Annotated in this window: 15 protein-coding genes; 12 read left to right on the top strand and 3 right to left on the bottom strand. The window is 70.4% G+C overall.

Translation table 11 applies throughout. The features are described from left to right. Positions 1–98 precede the first annotated feature (98 nt). The 12 genes from DIE23_RS14720 to DIE23_RS14665 all read left to right on the top strand — a co-directional run bounded on the left by DIE23_RS14720 (position 99) and on the right by DIE23_RS14665 (position 16,347). Positions 99–497 (top strand): DUF3467 domain-containing protein, encoded by a 399-nt coding sequence (locus DIE23_RS14720; RefSeq protein ID WP_124612790.1) that lies wholly within the window; start codon positions 99–101, stop codon positions 495–497. Positions 498–506: 9 nt separating this feature from the next. Beyond that, a complete protein-coding gene (locus tag DIE23_RS14715; protein WP_260436068.1) occupies positions 507–4,289 on the top strand; it encodes an N-acetylmuramoyl-L-alanine amidase in 3,783 nt (1,260 codons plus the stop codon). A 23-nt stretch (positions 4,290–4,312) separates the two neighbouring features. After that, positions 4,313–5,479, top strand: a complete 1,167-nt coding sequence (locus tag DIE23_RS14710) for a hypothetical protein (RefSeq protein ID WP_124612789.1) — start codon at positions 4,313–4,315, stop codon at positions 5,477–5,479. Next, the gene (locus DIE23_RS14705; RefSeq protein ID WP_124612788.1) at positions 5,476–5,739 is read left to right on the top strand and encodes a hypothetical protein; all 264 of its coding nucleotides are present in this window, start codon (positions 5,476–5,478) and stop codon (positions 5,737–5,739) included. Before DIE23_RS14710 ends, DIE23_RS14705 begins: the two co-directional genes overlap by 4 nt. Continuing rightward, positions 5,736–6,551, top strand: a complete 816-nt coding sequence (locus DIE23_RS14700) for a hypothetical protein (protein WP_124612787.1) — start codon at positions 5,736–5,738, stop codon at positions 6,549–6,551. Before DIE23_RS14705 ends, DIE23_RS14700 begins: the two co-directional genes overlap by 4 nt. Next, positions 6,548–8,020, top strand: a complete 1,473-nt coding sequence (locus DIE23_RS14695; RefSeq protein ID WP_124612786.1) for a S8 family serine peptidase — start codon at positions 6,548–6,550, stop codon at positions 8,018–8,020. The genes DIE23_RS14700 and DIE23_RS14695 overlap by 4 nt, the downstream gene beginning before the upstream one ends. Positions 8,021–8,078: 58 nt before the next feature. Then, entirely contained in the window at positions 8,079–9,890 is a 1,812-nt protein-coding gene (locus tag DIE23_RS14690; RefSeq protein WP_124612785.1) for a hypothetical protein, read from the top strand. A 50-nt stretch (positions 9,891–9,940) separates the two neighbouring features. Next, positions 9,941–10,993: a hypothetical protein gene (locus tag DIE23_RS14685; RefSeq protein WP_124612784.1), complete on the top strand. Its 1,053-nt coding sequence runs from the start codon at positions 9,941–9,943 to the stop codon at positions 10,991–10,993. A gap of 33 nt (positions 10,994–11,026) precedes the next feature. After that, positions 11,027–12,409 (top strand): hypothetical protein, encoded by a 1,383-nt coding sequence (locus DIE23_RS14680; RefSeq protein ID WP_260436067.1) that lies wholly within the window; start codon positions 11,027–11,029, stop codon positions 12,407–12,409. Between the two features lie 3 nt (positions 12,410–12,412). Then, entirely contained in the window at positions 12,413–13,720 is a 1,308-nt protein-coding gene (locus DIE23_RS14675; RefSeq protein WP_124612783.1) for a hypothetical protein, read from the top strand. Between the two features lie 3 nt (positions 13,721–13,723). Then, positions 13,724–14,719 (top strand): hypothetical protein, encoded by a 996-nt coding sequence (locus tag DIE23_RS14670; RefSeq protein WP_124612782.1) that lies wholly within the window; start codon positions 13,724–13,726, stop codon positions 14,717–14,719. Between the two features lie 134 nt (positions 14,720–14,853). Next, on the top strand, positions 14,854–16,347 hold the full coding sequence (locus DIE23_RS14665) for a hypothetical protein (RefSeq protein WP_124612781.1): 1,494 nt from the start codon (positions 14,854–14,856) through the stop codon (positions 16,345–16,347). Between the two features lie 124 nt (positions 16,348–16,471). Here DIE23_RS14665 and DIE23_RS14660 read toward each other — a convergent pair whose 3' ends face one another. The 3 genes from DIE23_RS14660 to acnA are packed head-to-tail and all read right to left on the bottom strand — an operon-like array spanning position 16,472 to position 20,807. Further along, a complete protein-coding gene (locus DIE23_RS14660; protein ID WP_124612780.1) occupies positions 16,472–17,206 on the bottom strand; it encodes an ABC transporter substrate-binding protein in 735 nt (244 codons plus the stop codon). Positions 17,207–17,250: 44 nt separating this feature from the next. Further along, entirely contained in the window at positions 17,251–18,144 is an 894-nt protein-coding gene (locus tag DIE23_RS14655; RefSeq protein WP_124612779.1) for a GntR family transcriptional regulator, read from the bottom strand. Between the two features lie 38 nt (positions 18,145–18,182). After that, entirely contained in the window at positions 18,183–20,807 is a 2,625-nt protein-coding gene (acnA, locus tag DIE23_RS14650; protein ID WP_124612778.1) for an aconitate hydratase AcnA, read from the bottom strand. Positions 20,808–20,849 lie beyond the last annotated feature (42 nt).

Here is a 20,849-nt window from a genome sequence, read left to right as displayed (position 1 = left end):
CCACGGCAAATCATGCGCTTGCGTCGGCGCACACGCGTTGGCCCGCTCCTTGCGAAGCAGAACGGACAGACCGCCCGTCGCCACGCAAGGAGGCCGTCGTGCACGTCATCGAGCCACTCCCGGACGCCTTGCCGGACCCGGCCCAGCCGGCCGGCCAGCCACGGCCGCTGCTCGCCAGTTATGCGAACTATTTCGAGGTCGGGCACAACGCGTTCGAGTTCCTGATCGATGCCGGGCAGGTCGAGCCGCAGTCCGGCAACGTCCAGTTGATGAGCCGCGTCGCGATCAGCCCGGTTCACGCCAAGCTGCTGGCGCAGCTGCTGGCGCGTGCGATTACCCAGTTCGAGGCGACGCACCACGAAATCCCCGACATCGGCGATCCGGAACCGGATCTGGAGATGCTTCCCCCGCAGGAATTCGAGCGGCGCGCGATCGATGCGCGCAGCAAGCCGATGCTCGGCGGCCGTCACGACGAGCCCGATCAAAACCAGAGCTGAGGACACGACATGGCAGCGCAACTCCATCCCAACCGCATGGTCCTGACCGACCGTTTCCCGATGCTGGGCTTCACGATTCGCGTCGGCCACGCGCCGTGCGTCGCGGAACTGGTGATCGCCACCGATCCCGCGCTGTTCATGCGCAAGGAAGGGCGCACGTCGTCGACGTTCTATACCAGCCGCGAGGATGGCCTGCTGGCGATCCCGCGCGGCGAAGCGGTGTTCATGGTGCCGCCCGCGGTGCTGGCGCGCTTCGCGGGCGCGAGCCGGCTGTGGTTCGGTCTCGCCACCGCCGCGTCGCCCGATGCCGATGCGTGGACGGTCGACGTGCTGCCGAATGCCGACAGTCCGTACGTGTCGCTGTCGGGGCTCAGCGACCGGGGGTTGCGCAGGGTCCGCATGTTCCCGACGCGCGGCACCGCCGCCGTCAGGAGTCCGCAGTTGAACTGGGCGGGCGACAGCACGCGGCCGGGCACGACCGCCGTGCCGGCGCCTGCCGCACCGGGCGGCGTCTCCGTCCCGCCGCAGCCGGCCGTCGAGCCCGCCGCGCCGCGCCATGACGTCCATTACGACGACGGGTTCGGTCCGCTTCCGCCGCTCAATGCCGCCACGCCGGTCGCGGCGACACCCGCCGCACTGGCTCCGGCGCCGGCCGCGCGCCCGGCGCCCGCCGTCGCACCGGCACCCGTGTCGCAGGGCATGAGCGACGATGCCGAGTTCCGCATTGCGGGCGAGCGCCGCGGCTTTACCTGGCCGCGACCGCGCAAGCTGTCGACCGTCGAACGGGCCGCGCTGCGCGCGATACTGAGCGCGAATCCGGCCACCGCGTCGCTGATGCTGCTGCTGCCGGTCGCGCTGCGCAACGGCCTGTCGGTTTCGATCGGCGCGGGCGCGGGCGCCGGGCTGGAATCCGGGGGGGCGGGGGCGGTCGGCCTCATCTTCGACGCCAATGGCGACGACATCGGCGTCTTCGTGTCGGGCGAACTCGACTTCGGCTACATCGTGTCGGCGAGCCTCACCGGCCAGATCAGCCTGCTGCGCGGCCATATCGACGATTTCTCGGGCACCGGCACGACGGTCGGCGTGATGGTCGGCGAAAGCCCGGCCGGCGGGATCTCGGCACTGTTCAATGCCCGCAACGAATTCGTCGGCGTCACGCTGTCGGCCGGCGTCAGCGTCGGCAGCCCGGTGAGCGTCTTCGTCGGCGTTTCGCGCGCCGCGGCGGGCACGATCGCCACGTCGTCGTCGCTCGCGTGGTCGCGCGGCCTGAGCGCCGATCCGGAGGCCTACGGCATCGATACGCCGCCGTACAGCGACGACGATACGGCCGCCGAGCCGCCCGCGACGGCCAGTGCGCTGGCGCTTGGGGCGCGCGAGAACAGTCTCGTCACGCGCACCGCGGCCAGCCCGAATTTCGACGAGGGGCGCGGCAGCAAGACGATCGACCGCATCATCATCCACATCGCGGACGTACCCACCGTCCAGCAGGTGGTGAATACCTTCACCAATGCGTCGTCCAAGGTGAGTTCGCATTACCTGGTCGGGCAAGGGGGCGAAGTCGTCCAGTTCGTCTCCGAGGCCGACACGGCGTGGCACTGCAAGGGCTCGAACCAGCGCAGCATCGGCATCGAACACATCGCGGTAAAGCGCGGCGGCGCCGATTACCCGCGTCGCAACGGCACCGTCCAGCATTTCGATGCGCTGGCGCCGACCCAGCTCGAGTACGAAACCTCGGCGGCGCTGGTCGCGTCGCTGTGCGACAAGTATCAGCTGCCGATCAATCGCACGACGATCATGGGCCACCGCGAGGCCGACACCTCGACCGGCCATACCGCGTGTCCCGACGGCAACTGGGACTGGGACTACTACATGCGGCTGGTCACCAGCCGCACCTGCCAGCCGCAAGCGGCCGGCCAGGCGCTGGGGCTCGCCGCCCGCGGCCTCGGCGACGACATTCCGCTCGATCCCGGCGTCGGCGGCCTGTCGATCGGCACCGACGCGCTGGAGATCGGCGACATCATTCTCAGCACCACCGGCAATCCCGGTTCCGGCGTCATTCGCGCCGGCTCGGGCGCCGAGGTCAGCCACGCGATGCTCTATGTCGGTCAAGGCGGGCAGGTGATCGAGGCGATTCCCGGCGGGGTCCAGTTGCGCCCGCTCGCGGATGCGCTGGCCGACGCACGCCTCGCGGTCGCGTTTCGGGTGCCGGGCCTGACCGATACGCAGCAGCGGCAGGTCGCCGATGCCGCCGCGCGCTATCTCGATCGCGGCTTCAACTATGTCGGGCTGGTCCGCTGCGGCAGCTACCTGATCGATCGCCACGCGTGCGACCTGCTGTCGGGCGACGCGGCGGAGCGCTGCCGCCGGTTCGTCGGCCGCATCGAGCTCGGCGAGGGCGCGGACACCGACAACTTCTTCTGCTCGCAACTGGTCGCCCAGTCGTTCCAGGACGCCGGCAAGCCGATCGTCAGCGTGCCGCCGCACTGGGTGCCGCCGGGCGATCTGGCCAGCCTGTCGACCGGCACGATGGCCCCGGGAACGCTCGCGTATGTCGGCCATCTGAAGGCGCCGATCCCGAGCCGCGGCTTCTTCGGCGTGAGCCAGGCGCTGTCGGTCGCCGCGGGCGCGGCGCGCGCGCTGGGCGCCGACGACTGGACGGTGAACTGGGACGAGGCGCAGATGACCCCGCAGCCCACCGACATGGGGTGCTGGGCGACGGCCGCGTCGATGGTGCTCGGCTGGCGCGACAACCAGAGCGTCGATCCGACGCTGCTGGCGCGCTGCATCAGCCTCGAGCGCCAGATGCGCGATGGCCTGGCGCCGGCCGAGGTGGCGGGGTTCGCCGCCGTGTCGACGCTCACGGTCGAACCCAATGCGTGCTTCGCGCCCGAAGGCTTTCGGCGGCTGCTGGAAGCGAACGGGCCGATCTGGGTCGCCGAAGTCGTGCGCGCGCCGGTCAACTTCTTCCATGCGGTGGTGGTGACGGGCATGTATCGCAGCGGCGACGCGTATTTCGTGCGGATCACCGATCCGCTGGACCGGGTGGTCGGCACGCCGGGCCATCCCGGCGCGCGGACCATTCCGCCGACCCACGCGACCGGCAGCCGCTACATCATGACCTACGAGGATTTCGTCTCGGAATACGAGGCGGCGGCCGGCATCGGCGTGATCCAGCTCATGCATTCGGGCGGCACGTTCGGTCACCTGATCAATCGCGGCAGCGCGGCGGGCGCGGGCTACGCGCTCGGTGTCGAGCCGCCGGCCGCGGGCGGCGAATTCGGCTTCGGCGTGAGCCTGACCCGGCGCACCGAGCGCCGCGACGGGCGCAGCTACGATCTCGCGCAGCTGGCCGGGCTGGTCCAGCCCGCCAATGCGCTGGCGGGCGGTGCCGGCCAGCCGCGCATGTCCGGCCAGCGCATCACCCTCGACGACTGGCCGTACATCGACGGGCCGAGCGGCCGCACGTCGGCGCCGGTGTCGATCGACTGGGCGTGGCAGGGCGGCGCGGTCGGCGACGTGACGATCGCCGCGGACCAGGGACAGATGCTCGACGGCTGGAGCGCGTTCGTTCGCGCGGATATCGGCCGCGGTTCCGGCACCCCCGAGCGCGCGAGCGTCACGCTGCGCATCACCACCACGTTCCGGCATGCCGGCGAAGAGGATCAGGTCGGCGTGACGGAGGTGGTGCTGAACGGCGACGGCCGCTTCCAGACCGTGCACGGCGCCGACGGCGCGCCGCCGCTCCCGGCAAGCGGCACGCAGCCCGCGCCGCGCGAACCGCAACCTGCCTGACTGACCCCTGAGGGACACGCGCGATGGCCCGCCACATTCCCCCTCCGCCACCACGCGGCGCGATTACGCCCGCGATGGCACTGGCTCGCGACGCGTTCGGCCGCGAGATCGTCGACGGGTCCGGATCGGGCGACCCGGGCAGGCAGGACGGCGTGTTGCCGCAAGCGGCGCCGGCCGCCGGCGGGGCGCCCGGTGCCCCGGGCGCGTCTCCGCCCGCCAAGGAGAAGGCGACGGACGCCATCGGCCGGCGTGCGGCGGCGCTGGCCGATGCGATCGATTTTCCGACCTTCGTCGCGAGCCTCGTGCATGGCACGTACGACGCGATCGTCGACAGCTCGATCAAGCAGGTCGAGAGTTTCGCCGACCTGGTCGGCGCGGTGGCCAAGCCGCTGGACCAGTTCACGCAGGAGAACGTGACCGACGGGCAGGCGCGCGCGTGGCTGGTCGAACAGTATCCGCACGACGTGACGCTGACGCAGGACGGCGGCGATTATCGCCTCGCGCCGGTGGTCCAGCCCGGCGGCGACGACGCGGCCCCCGCGCCCGCGTGGTTCGCCGATTTCGGTGCGGCCGACGGCACGTTCGACGCCCAGACACTCGAATCGGTGGTGCTGCCCCGCGCCCGCGAGCGCGTCGCGCAGCATCGGTTGTCGACGCTGTCGACGATGGTGCTGCTGGGCATGCAGCGGGTCGTGGTCAAGGACGGGACGATCGCCGCCAGCCTCAATTTCCAGGCCAAGGCGCGCGACCGGGCCGCCGTGCAGTATGCGACGTCGAACGACCCGTCGTCGGGACAGACGACCTGGGGCGGACGGGGCACCTCGGGCGATGTCGTCACCACGGTGTCGACCGTTGCGGTCAATGCGCAAACCGACACCGATCTCAAGGCGACGCTGACCGGGAAGGTGAGCATCAATTTCGCGTCGGAGACGCTGCCGCTCGACCGTTTCGTCGACGAGGCGTCGCGCAATCTGCTGGAGCGGCACAGCCGGCCGGCGGCACGGATCGCGCCGTCGGCGGCGACGGTTGCCCAGCCCGCGGCGCCGGTTGCGCCCGTGGCGGCGGTGGCGGCGCCCGCGCCCGCGTCCACTGCGACGCATGCGCCCGCCGCCGTGCCGGCGACGCCTGCTACGCCCGCCGCGCCCGCCGCGTCAGCGGCACCCGCATCCAACCGAGGAGAACCGGCATGATTGCGCCGCGGCCGCTGGGCGAGACGCTGGGTGCGTTCGCCGACGTTGCCGAACAGTTGACCGCGGGCGCGGCGCAGGGGCTGCGGGTGCGCTCGATGGCGATGGAACTGCCGCTCGACCTGCGCATTGCGCGCGGCGCCGACGGCATCGAGCTGGTTGGCGAGCTGCCGCAGTTCCTGACCCGCACGGCCTTCGATCCGGAGCCGGCGCGGCTCGCGATCGTCCTCGAAGCCGTGCCGATCGATGGAGCGGGGCAATGAACAGCAACGCCAGCCTGCGCCTCGAGGATTTCATCCAGGCCGTGCAGAGCCAGCTCGACAACGCGCAGGCGGCGATGGCGATCAAGGCGCGCAACCTCAACCTGCCGCTGACCTTCGCGATCAAGGACGTCAACCTCGATCTGCGCGCCCATGTCGAATTCGTCGAAAGCGAGGTCTGGATTCGTCCCGCCGGCCCGGGCGACACCGACAGCAGCACCTTCCATCTCGTCTTCACGACCATCACGCGGCCGGCGATCGAGGAAAACGCGATCGCGCTGTCCGAGGACAGCAAGGACCAGCCGCTCGACGCGCTGGGCGACGAGCTCTCGGCCGAAGACCGCAAGCGGCTGGAATGGGCCGGCGTGCGCACGGTCAGGCAATTTCAGCAGGCCGAGCAGCGCGACATGGTGCATGCGATCGGCCGCGTCACCAATCTGTCCGTGGACCGGCTGCGCCGGGCGCTCGATCGGGCGTCCGCACCGAGCGTCGAGCGGGTCGAGCCCGTGGCGCCCGCCACCGATGCACAGCCCGATGCGTCGCCGCTGCTGCGCGTGATCGGGCGCAATCTCGTCAACGGCACGCACGCGCCGCTGGTGCGGATCGGCAATCGCCCGGTCGCCGTGTTGCAATCGGCGGACGACGAACTGCTGCTCGCGCCCGGTCGCGACCAGTGGGCCGGTGAACTCGCCGTCTCGCCGACGAGCCGGCATGCCGCCGCCGTGGCGTTCGACCTGAGCGCCTTCGCGCCGCCGCCGGCGGCCAAGCCCATGACCCTGGCCGCCGTTCCCGGTCATGAGGAGGCGCGGCCATGACGATCCATGCACTCGGCACGCCCTGGGCATCGCCCGGCGAGCGTCAGTTCAGCCTGCCAACCAGCCTGCTCGTCAAGCTGGCGCTCGGCGAAGCGCCCGAGCACGTGCCGTCGATCCGCGACGTGACGCGTGGCGCGCTGGCCGCCGCGCGATGCATCGACGGCGGCCCGGTCGACCGCATCCTGGTCGCGTTCGCCGGCCGCTTTCTCGCGGTGCGCCCGTTCAGCGCGGCGGCCGGGCGCTGGGTGCCCGGGCACGCGCACCTCGGATACGACGCGATCGAACAGATGACGGGCATGGCCCGCACGCTGCTGCTGCGCGTGCCGGCGGGCACGCCGATCGGCGCGCTGTGCGACTCGCTCGCCCAGCTCGCGACCGTGGAAAGCGTGACGCCCAACTACGTGGCGATGGTCCCGATGGACGCGCCCGGCCGCCTCGCGCCCGTGCCGCCGGCCGCGCGGTTTGCGCAGGATGCGCGCGCGCTGGTGCGCATGGCCGACGCGCACGCGATCGAGCCGGGCGACAGCGGCGTCACGGTCGGTCTCATCGACAGCGGCATCGCCCGCCAGCATCCCGAGTTCGCCCATGCATTCCGCGCGGGCGCCGATACGGTGCGGCTGGAGCCCGGCGACTTGTCGCCCGGCGTGCAACTGCTGAGCGGTCACGGTCATCGCGGCGATTTTCCCGAGGACCGTTTCGTCGGTCACGGCATGGGCTGCGCGGGCATCATCGCCGCCGAAGGCGTGGCGATGCCGCGCGGGCTCGGCGGCGACTGCCGGATCCTGCCGATGCGCGCGCTGGCGGCCGCCCGGCTGCCGGGCAAGGCGCACGCGATCGGGCTCGGCGCGATCGCCGACCTCGATCGCGCGCTCAAGCTGGCGGTCGACCTCGGTGCCAAGGTGATCAACATGAGCTTCGGCACCGACGATGCGACGATCGCCGCCAACCGCCCGAAACCGCATGCCGACACGATCGCGTATGCCGCCGCGCGCGGCTGCATCCTCGTTGCCGCGAGCGGCAACGACGGCCGCGTGACCCGCTACTGGCCCGCCGCCTACCCGCAAGTGATCGCGGTCGGCGCCGTGGGCGACGACGGCCGGCCGACTCCGTTCTCGACGCGCGGCGCGCACGTCGCGCTGTGCGCGCCGGGCGAACGGGTGCTGACGAGCGCGATCGAGGCTTACCAGCTGGCGACCGGCACCAGCTTCGCCGCGCCGTTCGTCGCGGGCGCCGCGGCGCTGCTCGTCGCGTACGCGCAGCGTCGCGCCTATCCGCTCGATGGCGCGACGGTACGCGATCTGGTCGTTGCCACCGCGCGCCCGTTCGCGCCCGGCGCGACCGACGGCTGCGGCACCGGCATTCTCGACGCGGCGGCGGCACTGCGGGCGCTGTCCGGCCGCATCGACGCGTATGAAGCGGCGGGCGACGACGGTTGCACGGGCAAGGACGGCCGTGCCGACGACGGCTGACTTGCACACGGGATCCCGCTCACTCCCCCGAACCGACCGGATTTCAAGGAGAAGTTAAATGTTTCATGTCAACAATCAAGTCCGCTTCCTCGACCTCGTCGACCTCGAGACCCGGGCACGCGACGGGCTGGTCGATATCGTCAACCGGCTCGAGTCGCTGAAGCGACCGCCGGTCGCCGCCGAGCGGGAGCAGCTCGCGCTGTGCAAGGCCATCCTCGCGGTCGTCTACGACACGCAGCCGTCCGGCGGCGTGCCGGAGGTGTGCGATCCGCTGTTCGTCGCCACCCGGGAACTGCTTGCCAGCAAGTCGCTGGTCAACCCGCCGTTGCTCTCCGAAAGCAACGGCCAGCTGGTGTTCGGCACGGGCGACGCGGGTGGCGTCAATGCCGTCAATGGCGTCAATGGCGCGAACGGCGCGGACCCCGAGGCCGCGTCGATCACGCTCGTCGCGCTGGTGCTGGGCATCCTCGCGGTGGACGGGGCCACACCACCGCCCGTGAAGGTCGACGGCGGCAAGACCGTGCCGGACGACGACAACGTGCTGATGAACGCCTTTACCCGCCAGTTCTTCGCAGCGGTGGGTGAAGCCAATTCGTACGGCGCGCTCGCGCAGCGGACGCTGGCGCTGCTGTGCATCGAGGGCGATCCCGACGGCCGCGGTGGCGAGCAGCCGGGCGTGGTCACCACCGAATTCGCGCGCGTGATGCGCGGCCTGCAGGCCCGCAAGATCCAGGCCGACGAGCCGCAGTTGCGCCGCCGCATCAACGAGGAGCTGAACACCGTCCAGAACATCGGCGGCGAGGACGCGATCGCCGATCTCGGCATCGACCTGCCGAACCTCGAGGATCTGGAGGATGCGAACATCGTCGCCGACAACGTGCGCGTGATGGGCCCGATGATCGTCGCCGCGATGTTCGACGAGCTCAAGGTGTTCCAGGTGGTCGACCGCATCGTCGAGCAGTTCCAGCACGGCACGCTGCCGATCGGCCCGGGCAATGCCGGCAAGCTGCTCTATCGCTACTGGCGCGAAACGCCGAACCGCATCTCCGAGCAGGAGCGCAAGAACTTCGCGGCCATCACGCTCGGCGTGCCGGGCGGCGATCCGAACACCGCGGGCAACCGCGAGTTCAACGATCTGTGGATCCGCTTCGTGTCGTCGGTGTCGTCGTTCGTGCGCCAGACCGAAGTCGACTCGCTGCTGCGCGCGAGCGTGCCGAATCCGATCAACCACCAGCAGGTGCGCAAGGCCGCCCGCGATCTCGCCGGCAACCTGTCGCTGCATGGCTACGGCATGGCGCATTACGCCGCGCGCGAGATCCAGTCGCAGGTCAAGTTCATGATCGATCTGCTGCAGGATCCCGAGATCCGCGGCTGCTACGGCGCCAAGGACATGTGGCAGGTGATCGACCAGGTCGCGACCTACGATCTGGGCGGCGCGCGCACCAGCTCGCGCTATCGCACGCTGGCGACCTGCGGCACGATCATCACCGCGTGGCTCGCCAACAACGTCGATCGCGTCAACAAGGCGACCGGCCCGCTGCTCAGCATCGACCAGATCGCCAATCCCGACGTCTCGTCGAACCACAAGTCGACTGTCGACCCCACCGACTACGACCTGGTCAACGCGTGCGAGCTGTGGCTGGCCGATACCGCGACCACCGATACGCAGATCGAGCAATTCTCGCAGCCGCGCGAGGCGCCGCAGATGACGTCGAAGCCGGTGCCGATCCCGGCGATGGCGCGCGAGATGCTGGACGGCGTCGGCGACATCGGTGCCGGCATCGGGCTCGGCGCGGGCGTGCCGGTGAAGGCGGGCTACGGTGTCGGCACGCACAACGGCGCGAGCTTCTACTCGAACCGCCCGCACTGAAGCGGCGTTGCGTGCGCTGCGCCATTCCCGAACCCTGCCGGAGCCGAGCCATGCCCCTGACCTCATTCCGCGAGCCGGTCGTCGCCCGGGTCGAACGCCGCCTGAAAAGCGCCGCGCGAAGCCTCGGCACCGCCGATCCCTTCGCGCCGTCGCGCGACCTGTTCCTGCGCACGTTCGGCGACGGCGCCGACGATCTGCGGTTCCGCGACAACGCGCTGATGCCGATGGCGGTGCCGTTCGAGCCCAGCTTCTCGGAAAGCCAGCCGGGCAAGCTGCGCTTCACGATCGAGCCGTTGCCGCCGGAGGCGTCCGCGATCGACCGGCGCGACGAGTCGACCCGCGAAATGCGCAAGCTGATCCGCGACTTCATCGGCCGCGAGGCGCTGCACTGGTTCGACCAGGCGAGCGAACCGTTCCGGGGCTTCGCGCGGCCCGGCGGCAACCTCGACTACGGTGCGTTCTTCGGCTCCAGCTACGACCGCGACGGCCTCTACGCGTCCAAGGTGTACTACGAGCTGCCCGGCGACGCCGGCACGATCGAGAACCTGCCACGCGACCTGGCCGGCGTCGTCCAGGCCGCGCTGCGGATGGTGCCCGGGCTCAAGCCGCTGTTCACCACGATGGCGGCCCAGCGCGATCTCGGCGGCCAGCGGCTCACGTTCGCGTGCACCCAGGCGCTGCGGCTCGCCGATCTGCAGCCGGTCATGGATGCGCTCGGCATCGGCCATCGCCTGCCCGGCATCATGCAGCTCCTGGGGCTGGTGCTCGGCGGGCGGTTCGACCTGCCGCCGCATGGTGCGCTGCTCGCCTTCGGGCTCGGGCCGGACGGGCCGGATGTCGAGCTCTACGTGCTGCTGTCGGCGATCCCCGACGTGCCGCCGGCGTTCCTCAGCCTGCTGACGATGGGGCTCGCCGAGCGTCCGCGCGGGCTGCAGGCGCTCGAGCGATGGATGGGCGCGTTCACGCCGGAGGACGCGCATTGGCCGGGCCGTTTCTCGATCATCAGCCTGCGCACGGACGCGGCCTGCCCGGCACGGGTGAGTCTCTACCTGCGCCCCATCGAGTTCGAACTGCCGGTGGACGCGCCTGCCCAGGCCAACTGAATCGCTTCGTCACGCGTTTCCCGCGAGGTCGCCATGTTTCCGCAAGCTGCCCGTTCCACGCCGATCGCGCCGCCGCCGCCGCGCGCCACCGCGGCCGCCCCGCGTCACACGCCGCCGGTGCCGGCCGACGAAGTGCGCCACGGCGTCGCGCAGATGCTGACCCGGTCGCAGGCGTTCAACGCGATGCCCGACGCCGATCGCCGCGACATCGCGCGCAACACCGCATTGATCGCCGATTACCTCGCGCGGCCCGAGGGGTTCGCCGGCCACGAGATTCCGGGCGGTGTGGGCACCGCGCCGGCGCGCGCGCTGGACGACACCGATCATTCGGCGCACGAGGCGGATTTCAACACGCACAACCAGGCCGTCGACAGCATCGGCAAGTCCACGTTCACCGCGTCGGCCGCGCACGAGGGCGCCGCGGTCGCGGGCGAGCTGCTGAACCAGGTCAAGTTTCCGACCTTCGTCGCCAGCCTGATCAGCGGCGTGTTCCAGTCGATCACCCACAGCTCGATCGAGCAGATGAAGGCGTATCAGGAAATGATCGCGCAGGTGGCGAAATCGCTCGGCCAGTTCGCCGACGAAAATGTGACGGAGAACCAGGCGCGCGATCATATGGTCGACCAGTTTCCCGACCTGTTCGAGATCGGCATGGACGACAGCGGCGATACGCCGAGCCCGCGCGTGCAGGTGCGCGACGGGGTCGACCCCGACGAAGCGTCGAAGACCGTGCGCGCCCGCCTGCAGATGGGCGACGGCGATACCTTCGACCTGTCGGACGAAGCCTCCGAGCTGGCCATCGTCAACCGCTTCAAGATGCAGCTCGCCAAGCAGCGCCAGCAGATGCTGGCCTCGATCGTGCTGATGGGCATCAACCGCATCGTCGTCACCGACGGCAAGATCTCCGCGAAGATCATCTACGACGTGCGCGCGCAGGACACGCTTTCCAAGCAGCGCAGCGCCACCGCGGTCGACCTCGCCCGCGACAAGGACGGCAACGTGCAGACGACCCATGCCGGCAAGGGCACCTACGATCGCGGCGGCAAGTACGACTCCAGCAACGACAAGGACAACGGCCGTCAATACAGTGCGGACTACTACGCAAAGGGCGACTACGAATACGAGAACAAGCCGATCATCACCGCGTCGACCGCCGCGTCGGAAACCAGCAACGCGTCGATGCAGACCAAGATCCAGCTGTCCGGCGCGGTCGACGTCAATTTCAAGAGCGACTACCTGCCGCTCGACAAGATGGCGACGCCGCAGATGATCGCCACCATTACCGGCAACGCGACGCCGGCCGATCCCAACGTGCTGCCCAGTCCGAAAACGCCGCCCGCCGCGGCCGCACCCGCCGCGGCTTCGGGCGCGGCTCCGGCTTCCGCGCCGGCCGCCGCGCCGGCCAAGGGAAACTGAGCCATGCGCCTGCCCGCTCCCCCCGACGCGCTTCACCCGGTGCGGCCGCCCACGAGCGCCGCCGCGTTCGACGCGACGCGGCCCGAGGTGCGCCGCCTGCTGACCGCGATTCCGTCGTTCCTCGACCTGCCCGACGACGAGCGCCGCCGCATCGCCGCCGACACGGTGCGGGTGCTCGCCTACCTGGCCGATCCGAACGGTGTGCATGCCGAGATCGCCGCGCGCGAGGCGAACGGCGAACTGCCGCACACCGGCCTCGCAAGCCCGATCGCGCAGCCGCGTCAGGCGCCGGCGCCGGCCGCCGCGACGCTGGCCGACGATCCCGTCACCGCGACCAAGCGCCAGCTCGCGCAGGATCCCGGCTTCGCCGGCAAGGACTTCCAGGCCGGCGCGGTGAAGCAGGGCGTCGAACAGTTCGGCCAGATGGTGCAGAAGGTCGATTTCCCCAAATTCGTAGGAGGCCTGATCAAGAACGTGTTCCAGGCGATCGTCGAAAGCTCGATCGAGCAGATGCGCGCGTATGGCGAGCTGATCGCGAATGTCGCCAAGACCACCGCGCAGTTCATGAGCGACAACATCAGCGAGGGGGCCGGCCGCGACTATCTCGCCGATTCGTTCCCTGACGTGCTGTCGGTGCAGGCGCAGGACGGCGCCGATGCGTTCGACGCGGACAGCGCCGGCGCGGCGGCCGCCGCGGCGCCGACGCGGCTGGTGGCGCAGGGCGACAACGCGCAGCAGCGGCTTGCCGAGATCAGCCGGAACTACAACCTCGATCCGCCGGTGACCGACCTGTCCGACGACAAGTCCGAGCTGCGCCTCGTCACCGCGGCGCGCCTGCAGATGGCGAAGCAGCGCCAGCAGTTGCTGTCGTCGATGGTCATGCTCGGCATCAATCGCATCGTCGTCACCGACGGGTCGATCAACGCCAAGGTGGTGTTCGACATGCGCGCCAGCGATACCGCGAAACGCACCTATACCGCGTCGATGCACGACCGCGAGAGCCAGAAGTACAAGGAATCGCTCAATGCCCATTACGGCAGCTGGTACACGCCGTATTCCGCCGACGCCGCCTTCGAGGGGCAGCAGGAGCACGTGGCCACCGTCGGGTCGGCGCTCGACGACACCAGCGAATCGAAGGCCGAGGTGAAAGCGAAGCTGTCGGGCGAAGTCCGCGTCAACTTCAAGAGCGACTACCTGCCGCTCGACAAGATGGCGACGCCCGAGATGATGTCGGTGATCCAGGGCAACTCGACGCCGTACAACCCCAACAAGCCGGCCCCCGCCGCCGGCTTGCCCGCCGGGCAGCACTGAATCATGGCGCGCATGCTCATCGCCCCGCCGGCGGATGCCGGGCTCGCGGCCGCGATCCGGTCGGGGGAGCGGCTGGTCGAGCGCGCGACCGCGCACGGCCTGGCCTTCGCGCTCGACGAACTCGGCGACATCGCGATCCCCGATCCCGTTGCCGCGCGCGTCGACAAGGCGCAACTGCGGGCGCTCGCGTCGCTCTATCTGGCGGCCGACCTCGAGCCCGCGGGCGTGATCCCCGCGGTCGAGGCGCTCGCCGGCCTGTCCGCGAGCGGCGCCGTCGGCGTCGATCTCGGCGGCTCGGCGCCGCTGGTCGCCAACTGGTGGCGCCACCGCGCCGAGAAGCTGGCGGCCGGCGAGCGCGCGGCGTTCTATTCGCGGTTGTTCGGCACCGCGTACGGCCCGGCGGCGGCGGATGCCGAGCGCAACGCCCCGTTCGAGGAGTGCATGCTCGTGCTGTGCGAGGCGCTCTACAAGCTCGACGAGACGCCGGGCGCCGACCCGAGCGGGGCGCTCGGGCAGCAGGCGCGGGTCCGCGACGCCGCGCGCGCGCTCGCGGAGAACCTCGGCGCCGCCTGTACCGGCGTGACCGCGTTCATGGCCGGCGAGATCGTCGGCATGCTCAGGGACGCGTTCGCGATCCTCGGCCAGGCCGACCTGCGTCAAGGCTTCGCCGCGCGCGACATCTGGGGCGTGGTCGCCGGCATCGGCCGGCTCTCGCGGCAGCCGCCAAGCCAGCCTGCCGCCCATGTCCGGCGCGGCAAGGCCGGGATGACCGTGATCGCGTGGCTGGCGGACGTCGCGGATGCGTTGGGCGGCGCGTCGCCACTGGTGGCCACCGACAACCCGGTGATCGCCTCCGCCGCCGACTGGATCGAGGCGACGCTCAGCCTCGGCGAGAAGCCCGACGGCCAGGCGCCTGCCGTTCCGGACGACGGCCGCGCCGGGCCGCCGGCTTCGCGGCCGGGAGCGCCGCCGAACGCGTGGGCAGCACTCGGACGCTGACATGAAACCGCGTCGCTCAGGCCGTCGCGATACGGGCGGCACCACCCGGGTGCCGAAGGCGGCTCGCGTGCCGTCGCCCTCGCGGCCGGACTTCAAGCGTCGCGAGATACTCGCCGCGCGGCGGAGCCGCTGACATGACGGCAACCGCGCACCTTGCGCGTTCGCCGGTGCCGCGGCCCGACGTTCGTCATCGTGTCCGCGAACTGCTGTCCGCGCAGCAGGGCTTCGACACGCTCGATCCGGCCACGCGCCGCGATCTCGCGTCCGGGCTGGTGCGGATCGGCTCGCTCGCGCTCGACCACGACGCGCTCGCGGCGCGTCCCGGCACGGCGCTGGCTGTCGCGCAGAACGCGGGCTCGGACTATTCGGGCACGGCCATCGACCGGATGGCCGGCACCACCCGGGCGGTGCTCGACGCGGTGTCGTTCCCGCGCTTCGTCACCGAGCTGATCACGGGTGTCTTCAAGGCGATGAACGATTCGAACCAGCAGCAGCTGACCGCGTTCGTCGACCTGATCCGCAATGTCGCGCAGACCACCGAAGGCTTCGCGGACAGCAACGTCGGCATCGCCGGCGCGCGGCAGTGGCTGGCCGAGCATTTCCCGACCGCCTACCAGGTCACCGGCGACGACGAGGCCGCGGACGACGCCGACGAACTGGCGGGCCTGCCGCCGGACGAGCGCCGCCAGCGCCAGCAGGAACTGCAGGCCGAGCGCGATGCCTCGACCCGGCTGGCGTTGCGCCCGGGCGCGACGCCGCCGACCGAAGCGGCGCTGCGCAGTGCGTTGGGAATGGGCCCCGGCGATACGGTGTCGGCCTCCGATCCCGAGCGCCTGGTGCCGCTCGCGCAACAGGTGCTGGCCCGCAACCGCCAGCAGTTGCTCGCGACGATGGTGCAGATGGGTTTGCAGCGCATCGTCATCGAGAGCGGGCGGCTCAACGCCGCGATGAATTTCCATATCGACGCGAGCAGCGCCGCCGCCAACGACCGCGGCTCGCAATTCGACACGCGCAACACGGTGGGGGTGAGCGGGGGCGCCCGCTTCGGGCCCTGGGGCGCGGAGGCCAATGTGCAGAGCACGATCGGCTACGTGTCGACCGACCGGACGCAGACGACCGAGAGTTCGCATGCCGACGTCAACCTGAGCAGCGGCGTGGAACTGGTGTTTCGTACGGATTACGTACCGTTAACTCGGCTGGCGGGCGTGGGCGACATCGAACGCATCCGCGTCAATACCATCAATCCGGATGCCGAAGCGGCGCGCCTGTCCGCCGATCGCACCGCGCAGCGCAGCGCCGAACAGGCCGACATGGCCGCGCGCCGGACCTCGCTGGACGGCGGGCTGCGTGCGCCGCCGGTTGCCGCTCCTGCCGCTTCGGGTTCCGCGGCGTCAGGCTCGGCAGCGGGCGCCAGCGCCAGTCAACCGGCCTCGTCGTCGCCGAATCCGGCGTCTACGCCCAGACCTGCGACCGGAGCCACAACCGGAGCAGGAGCAGGACCCGCGCCGCAGCCGCAGCCGACTTCCGGGCCAAGCGCCGCAGCGTCCCCGCCGCCCGCGCATCCCGCGACGGCCGCACCGCGATCGCCTGCGGGCGCAACGACAGCGGGACACCGCGCAGCGTCATGACCGCGCACACCGGCGGCCGTGCCGTCGCGACCGCGCGGTGCGCGGCAGCATTTCGCAACCTTCAAGGGCTGGCGTCGGCGCAGAGCCCGGCGCCGTCGTCGCGTCAGCCCGAGTCCGATCCTGGTCACGCCAGGGGTGCAACCGACGCGCCCGCGATCCCATGGCGCTTCAGCGCATCCGCGACGAAGCCTGACGCCTTCATCTCCTCGACGAACGCACCGAGCAACGCGGCGGCCGCTTCGCCGCGGCTTTTCGGCACACCCATCGCCTGGCGGATCACCATGAAGCGCTCGTCGAGCAGGCGCAGGCCCGGCGTCTTCGCCGCATCGGCTTCGAGCTGCTGCTTCACGCCGGCTGCGACTTCGAGCTGCTGTTCGACGAACGTCGGCACGACGGCCGGCGACGTCGGCGCGCGCACGATCTGCGCGGCTTTCAGCTCGCGCGTGAGGAACAGGTCGTACGCGCTGCCCTTGCCGACGGCCACGCGGTTGTGCGGCTGGTCGACGTCCGCATTGCCGCGGATCGGCGAATCGTCGCGCACCAGGTAGAAGCCTTCGATCAGCACATACGGTTCGGTGAACGCGACCGTTTCGCCGCGCAGCGGATCGACCGCGAAGAAGCCGAAGTCGGCGCGCTCTTCGGTCAGCGCCTGCACCGACTTGCCGGCCGCATCGAACACGACGAGCTCCAGCTCGGCCGACAGCCGCTCGGCGAACGCGCGCGCGAGGTCGATCGACACGCCGAACGGCTCGCCGGTGGCCGGGTCGCGGTTCGCGAGAATCGGATTGCCGAGATTGATCGACGCGCGCAGCTTGCCGGTCGGGGTGAACGCGGAGAGGACGGAAGGATCGATGGGCATGAAAGGGCTCGTGGGGGAATCGGATGCGCGGGTTGCGCGGGCGCTCAGGGTTTGAGAATGGCGCTGATGCGCGACAGCGCATCGAGCGTATGCAACAGGTGTTGACGCAAGGCTTCCGACGCTTCTTCGTTGCGCTCGCGCTCGAGCAGCTCGAGCACGTGCAGATGCTGCTTCGCATGTTCGACGTAGCGCTCGCGATCCTGCATCGAGCGGTACGACAGCAGCCGGCGCACGCGATTCACGCGCCGGATCGTGTCGATGAAGAAGCTGTTGCCCGATGCTTCGACGAGCGATTCGTGGAACCGCACGCCGCGATCGTGCAGTTGATCGGCGGTATCGGTCTCGATGCCGCCGGCGAGCAGGTGCTTCTCGACCTCGCGACACCGTTCCAGCACGCGCGGGTCGAGCCGGTAGCCGGGCTCGAGCAGCGCGGCCGGCTCGAGCGCGAGACGCAGCCGGTACGATTTCAGCAGGCTGTCGGGGGTCGTCAGCATCGGCGAGAACTGCCAGCCGTAGCCCGGCTTGCGCTCGGCCCAGCCTTCCTGCGCGATACGCCCGAGCACGGCCGTGAGCTGCGCGTTCGTCAGCCCGTAGCGGGTGCGGATCAGCTGCTCCGAAAATTCGTCGGGCAGCTCGCCCTTCAGGCGATCGTCCGCGATCCGGAAATACACGCTCGTGATCACGTCGGCTTCGCCGAGACCGAGTTCGTCGACGACGTCCGACAGCGGCTCGATCACAGGTTTCGCGACGAAGAAGCCGCGATTGCGCTCGCGCGTCAGGATGCCTTTCTCGTGCAGCAGCGCGAGTGCCTCGTTGACGGGTGAGCGGGACACGCGCAGGCGGTCGGCGAGCATCTGCGCGGGCAGGTGCGCGCCGACGTCCAGTCCTTCCGTCTTGATCAGTTCGACAATCTGGGTCGCGATGGAGCGGTCGATCATGTGAGTGAGCATTCGGGGCGCCGCGGGCGGCTTCGGTCTCAAGCCTCCTGCATCGCCAGGTTCTTTTGCAATATCAGCGGGATGACGCCGCCCGAGCGCAGCAACTCGCATTCGAGACGGGTCTCGACCGCGGCCGTCGCGTCGACGGGCTCGACGCGGCCGTCGGCGCGCACGATGCGCACGGGCACCGTGCAGCGCGGCAACAGCGCATCGGCCGGCGCGTCGACCTCGAGCTTATCACCTGGCCGGAGGTCCAGCGTGTCGGGGTGGATGCCCGCGGCGAAGCGCAGCGGCAGGATGCCCATCCCGATCAGGTTCGAGCGGTGAATGCGCTCGAAGCTCGCCGCCAGCACCGCGCGGATGCCGAGCAGCCGCTGGCCTTTCGCGGCCCAGTCGCGCGACGACCCGGTGCCGTAGCGCTCGCCGGCGACGAGCACGACCGGATTGCCTTCCTCTCGGTAGCGCGCGGCCGCCTCGAAGATCGGCAACACGTCGCCGCTCGGCACGTGCAGCGTATGCGCGACCGGCATGCCGTCGCGCAGCCGGTTGACGAGGGTCCGGTTGTAGAACGCGGCCCGCATCATCACTTCCCAGTTGCCGCGCCGCGATGCGAACACGTTCAGGTCGTCGCGATCGTCGCCGCGCGACACGAGGAAATCGGCGACGAAGCTGTCCTTCGGGATCGCGCTGGCGGGCGAGATGTGATCGGTCGTCACGTCGTCGCCGAGCACCAGCAGCGGATACGCCCTGTACGTGCCGAGCTGGCTGCGCTGCGTCGCGGACGCGAACGGCGGACGGCGCAGCGCGGTCGAGGCCGGATCCCACGGAAATTGCGCGCCGTCCGGCGCGTCGAGGTCGTGCCATGCCGGGTTCGCACTGGCGTGCGCGAATGCGCGCGGGTAGTCGTGCGGATCGGCGGCCGCCGCCGTCAGTTCGGCGACGGCTTCGCGTGTCGGCCACAGGTCGCGCAGGTACACGGGCCGGCCGTCGGCCGTGTGCTGGAGCGGGTCGCGGCTCACGTCGATTTCGGCGTCGCCGGCCAGCGCGAACGCGATCACGAGCGGCGGCGACATGATGAAGCCGAGGTCGAGATCCGGGTGGATGCGCCCCGGGAAATTGCGGTTCCCGGACAGCATCGCGACCGGCCGGATCGACGCGCCGGCAAGCGCCGCGCGGATCGGCTCGGTCAGCGGCCCGGAGTTGCCGATGCAGGTCGTGCAGCCGTACCCGACGATATCGAAACCGACCGCCGACAGGTCGTCGACGAGCCCGGCCCGTGCGAGATACGCGGCGGCAGCGGGCGAACCGGGGCCGAGCGATGTCTTGACCCATGTCGGCACCGTCAGCCCGAGCGCGCGCGCGTTGCGTGCGACGAGGCCTGCGGCGATCAGCAGCGCGGGATCGGACGTGTTCGTGCAGCTCGTGATCGCGGCGATCGCGACCGGATGCTTCGGCATCGACGGATGCGGATGCGCGGGATGGAACGCGAGCGGCGCGAGCGCGGCGGCCGTCTGCGAATGATCGAGCAGGTCCTGCGGGCGGCGCGGCCCGGCGACGTGCATGCCGATCGACGCGAGGTCGATATCGATCGTGCGCGTGTAGCGCGGCTCGGCATCGGGATCGAACCACAGGCCGGCTTGCCGCGTGAACGCTTCGACGAGCCGGATCGCCGATTCGGATCGGTGGGTCGCGCGCAGGTAGTCGAGCGTGTTGCCGTCGACCGGGAAGAAGCCGGTCGTCGCGCCGTACTCGGGCGCCATGTTCGCGACGACCGCGCGCTCGCCGGCACCGAGCGTCGCGACGCCCGGGCCGAAGAACTCGACGAACTCGCCCGATACGCCGATTGCACGCAGCCGCTGCGTGACGGTCAGCGCGAGATCGGTCGCCAGCACGCCCGCGCGCAACACGCCGGTCAGCCGCACGCCGATCACGTCGGGAATGCGCTGCATCACGGGCATCCCGAACATCACCGTCTGCGCCTCCAGCCCGCCGACGCCCCAGCCGAGCACGCCGATGCCGTTGATCATCGGCGTGTGGCTGTCGGTGCCGATCAGCGTGTCGGGCACGGCCCAGCGCTCGCCGTCGCGCTCGATCGTCGTGACCACCGTCGCCAGTTGCTCGAGGTTGATCGTATGCATGATCCCCGTGCCCGGCGGATGGATGCGCACGCCCGTCAGCGACTTCGATGCCCAGCGCAGGAACCGGTAGCGCTCCGCGTTGCGGCGCAGTTCGAGCTTCAGGTTCTCCGGCGCGGCGTCCGGCCGCGCGAAATATTCGACGGCCAGCGAGTGGTCGACCGACGAATCGACCGGCAGCACCGGGTTCAGCGACGCCGGATCCGCGCCGGCTTCGGCGAGCGCGTCGCGCATCCCGGCGATATCGACGAGCGCCGGCGTGCTGGTCGTGTCGTGCATCAGCACACGGTTCGGCTGGAACGCGATCTCGGCTTCGCTCGTCGCGCGGCGCGTCCAGTCGACGATCGCGTCGACCGCTTGCCGCCGCTCGTCGCCATCGGTATTGCGGATCACGTTTTCGAGCAGCAGGCGCAGCACAACGGGCAGTTCGCGCAACGTGGCGCCGAACTGGCCGGGAAGATCGACGAAGCGAAACGTCGCGCCATCGACCGTCAACCGGGCTTCCGAGGGGGAGTTGGTGTTTTCCATGACTGTATTTTTGCACTTTAACAAGTAAAAATGCAATCTAGT

It is taken from the genome of Burkholderia sp. Bp9143, assembly GCF_003853645.1.
Classification (GTDB): domain Bacteria; phylum Pseudomonadota; class Gammaproteobacteria; order Burkholderiales; family Burkholderiaceae; genus Burkholderia.
This window is presented reverse-complemented; position numbering and strand designations above follow the sequence as displayed.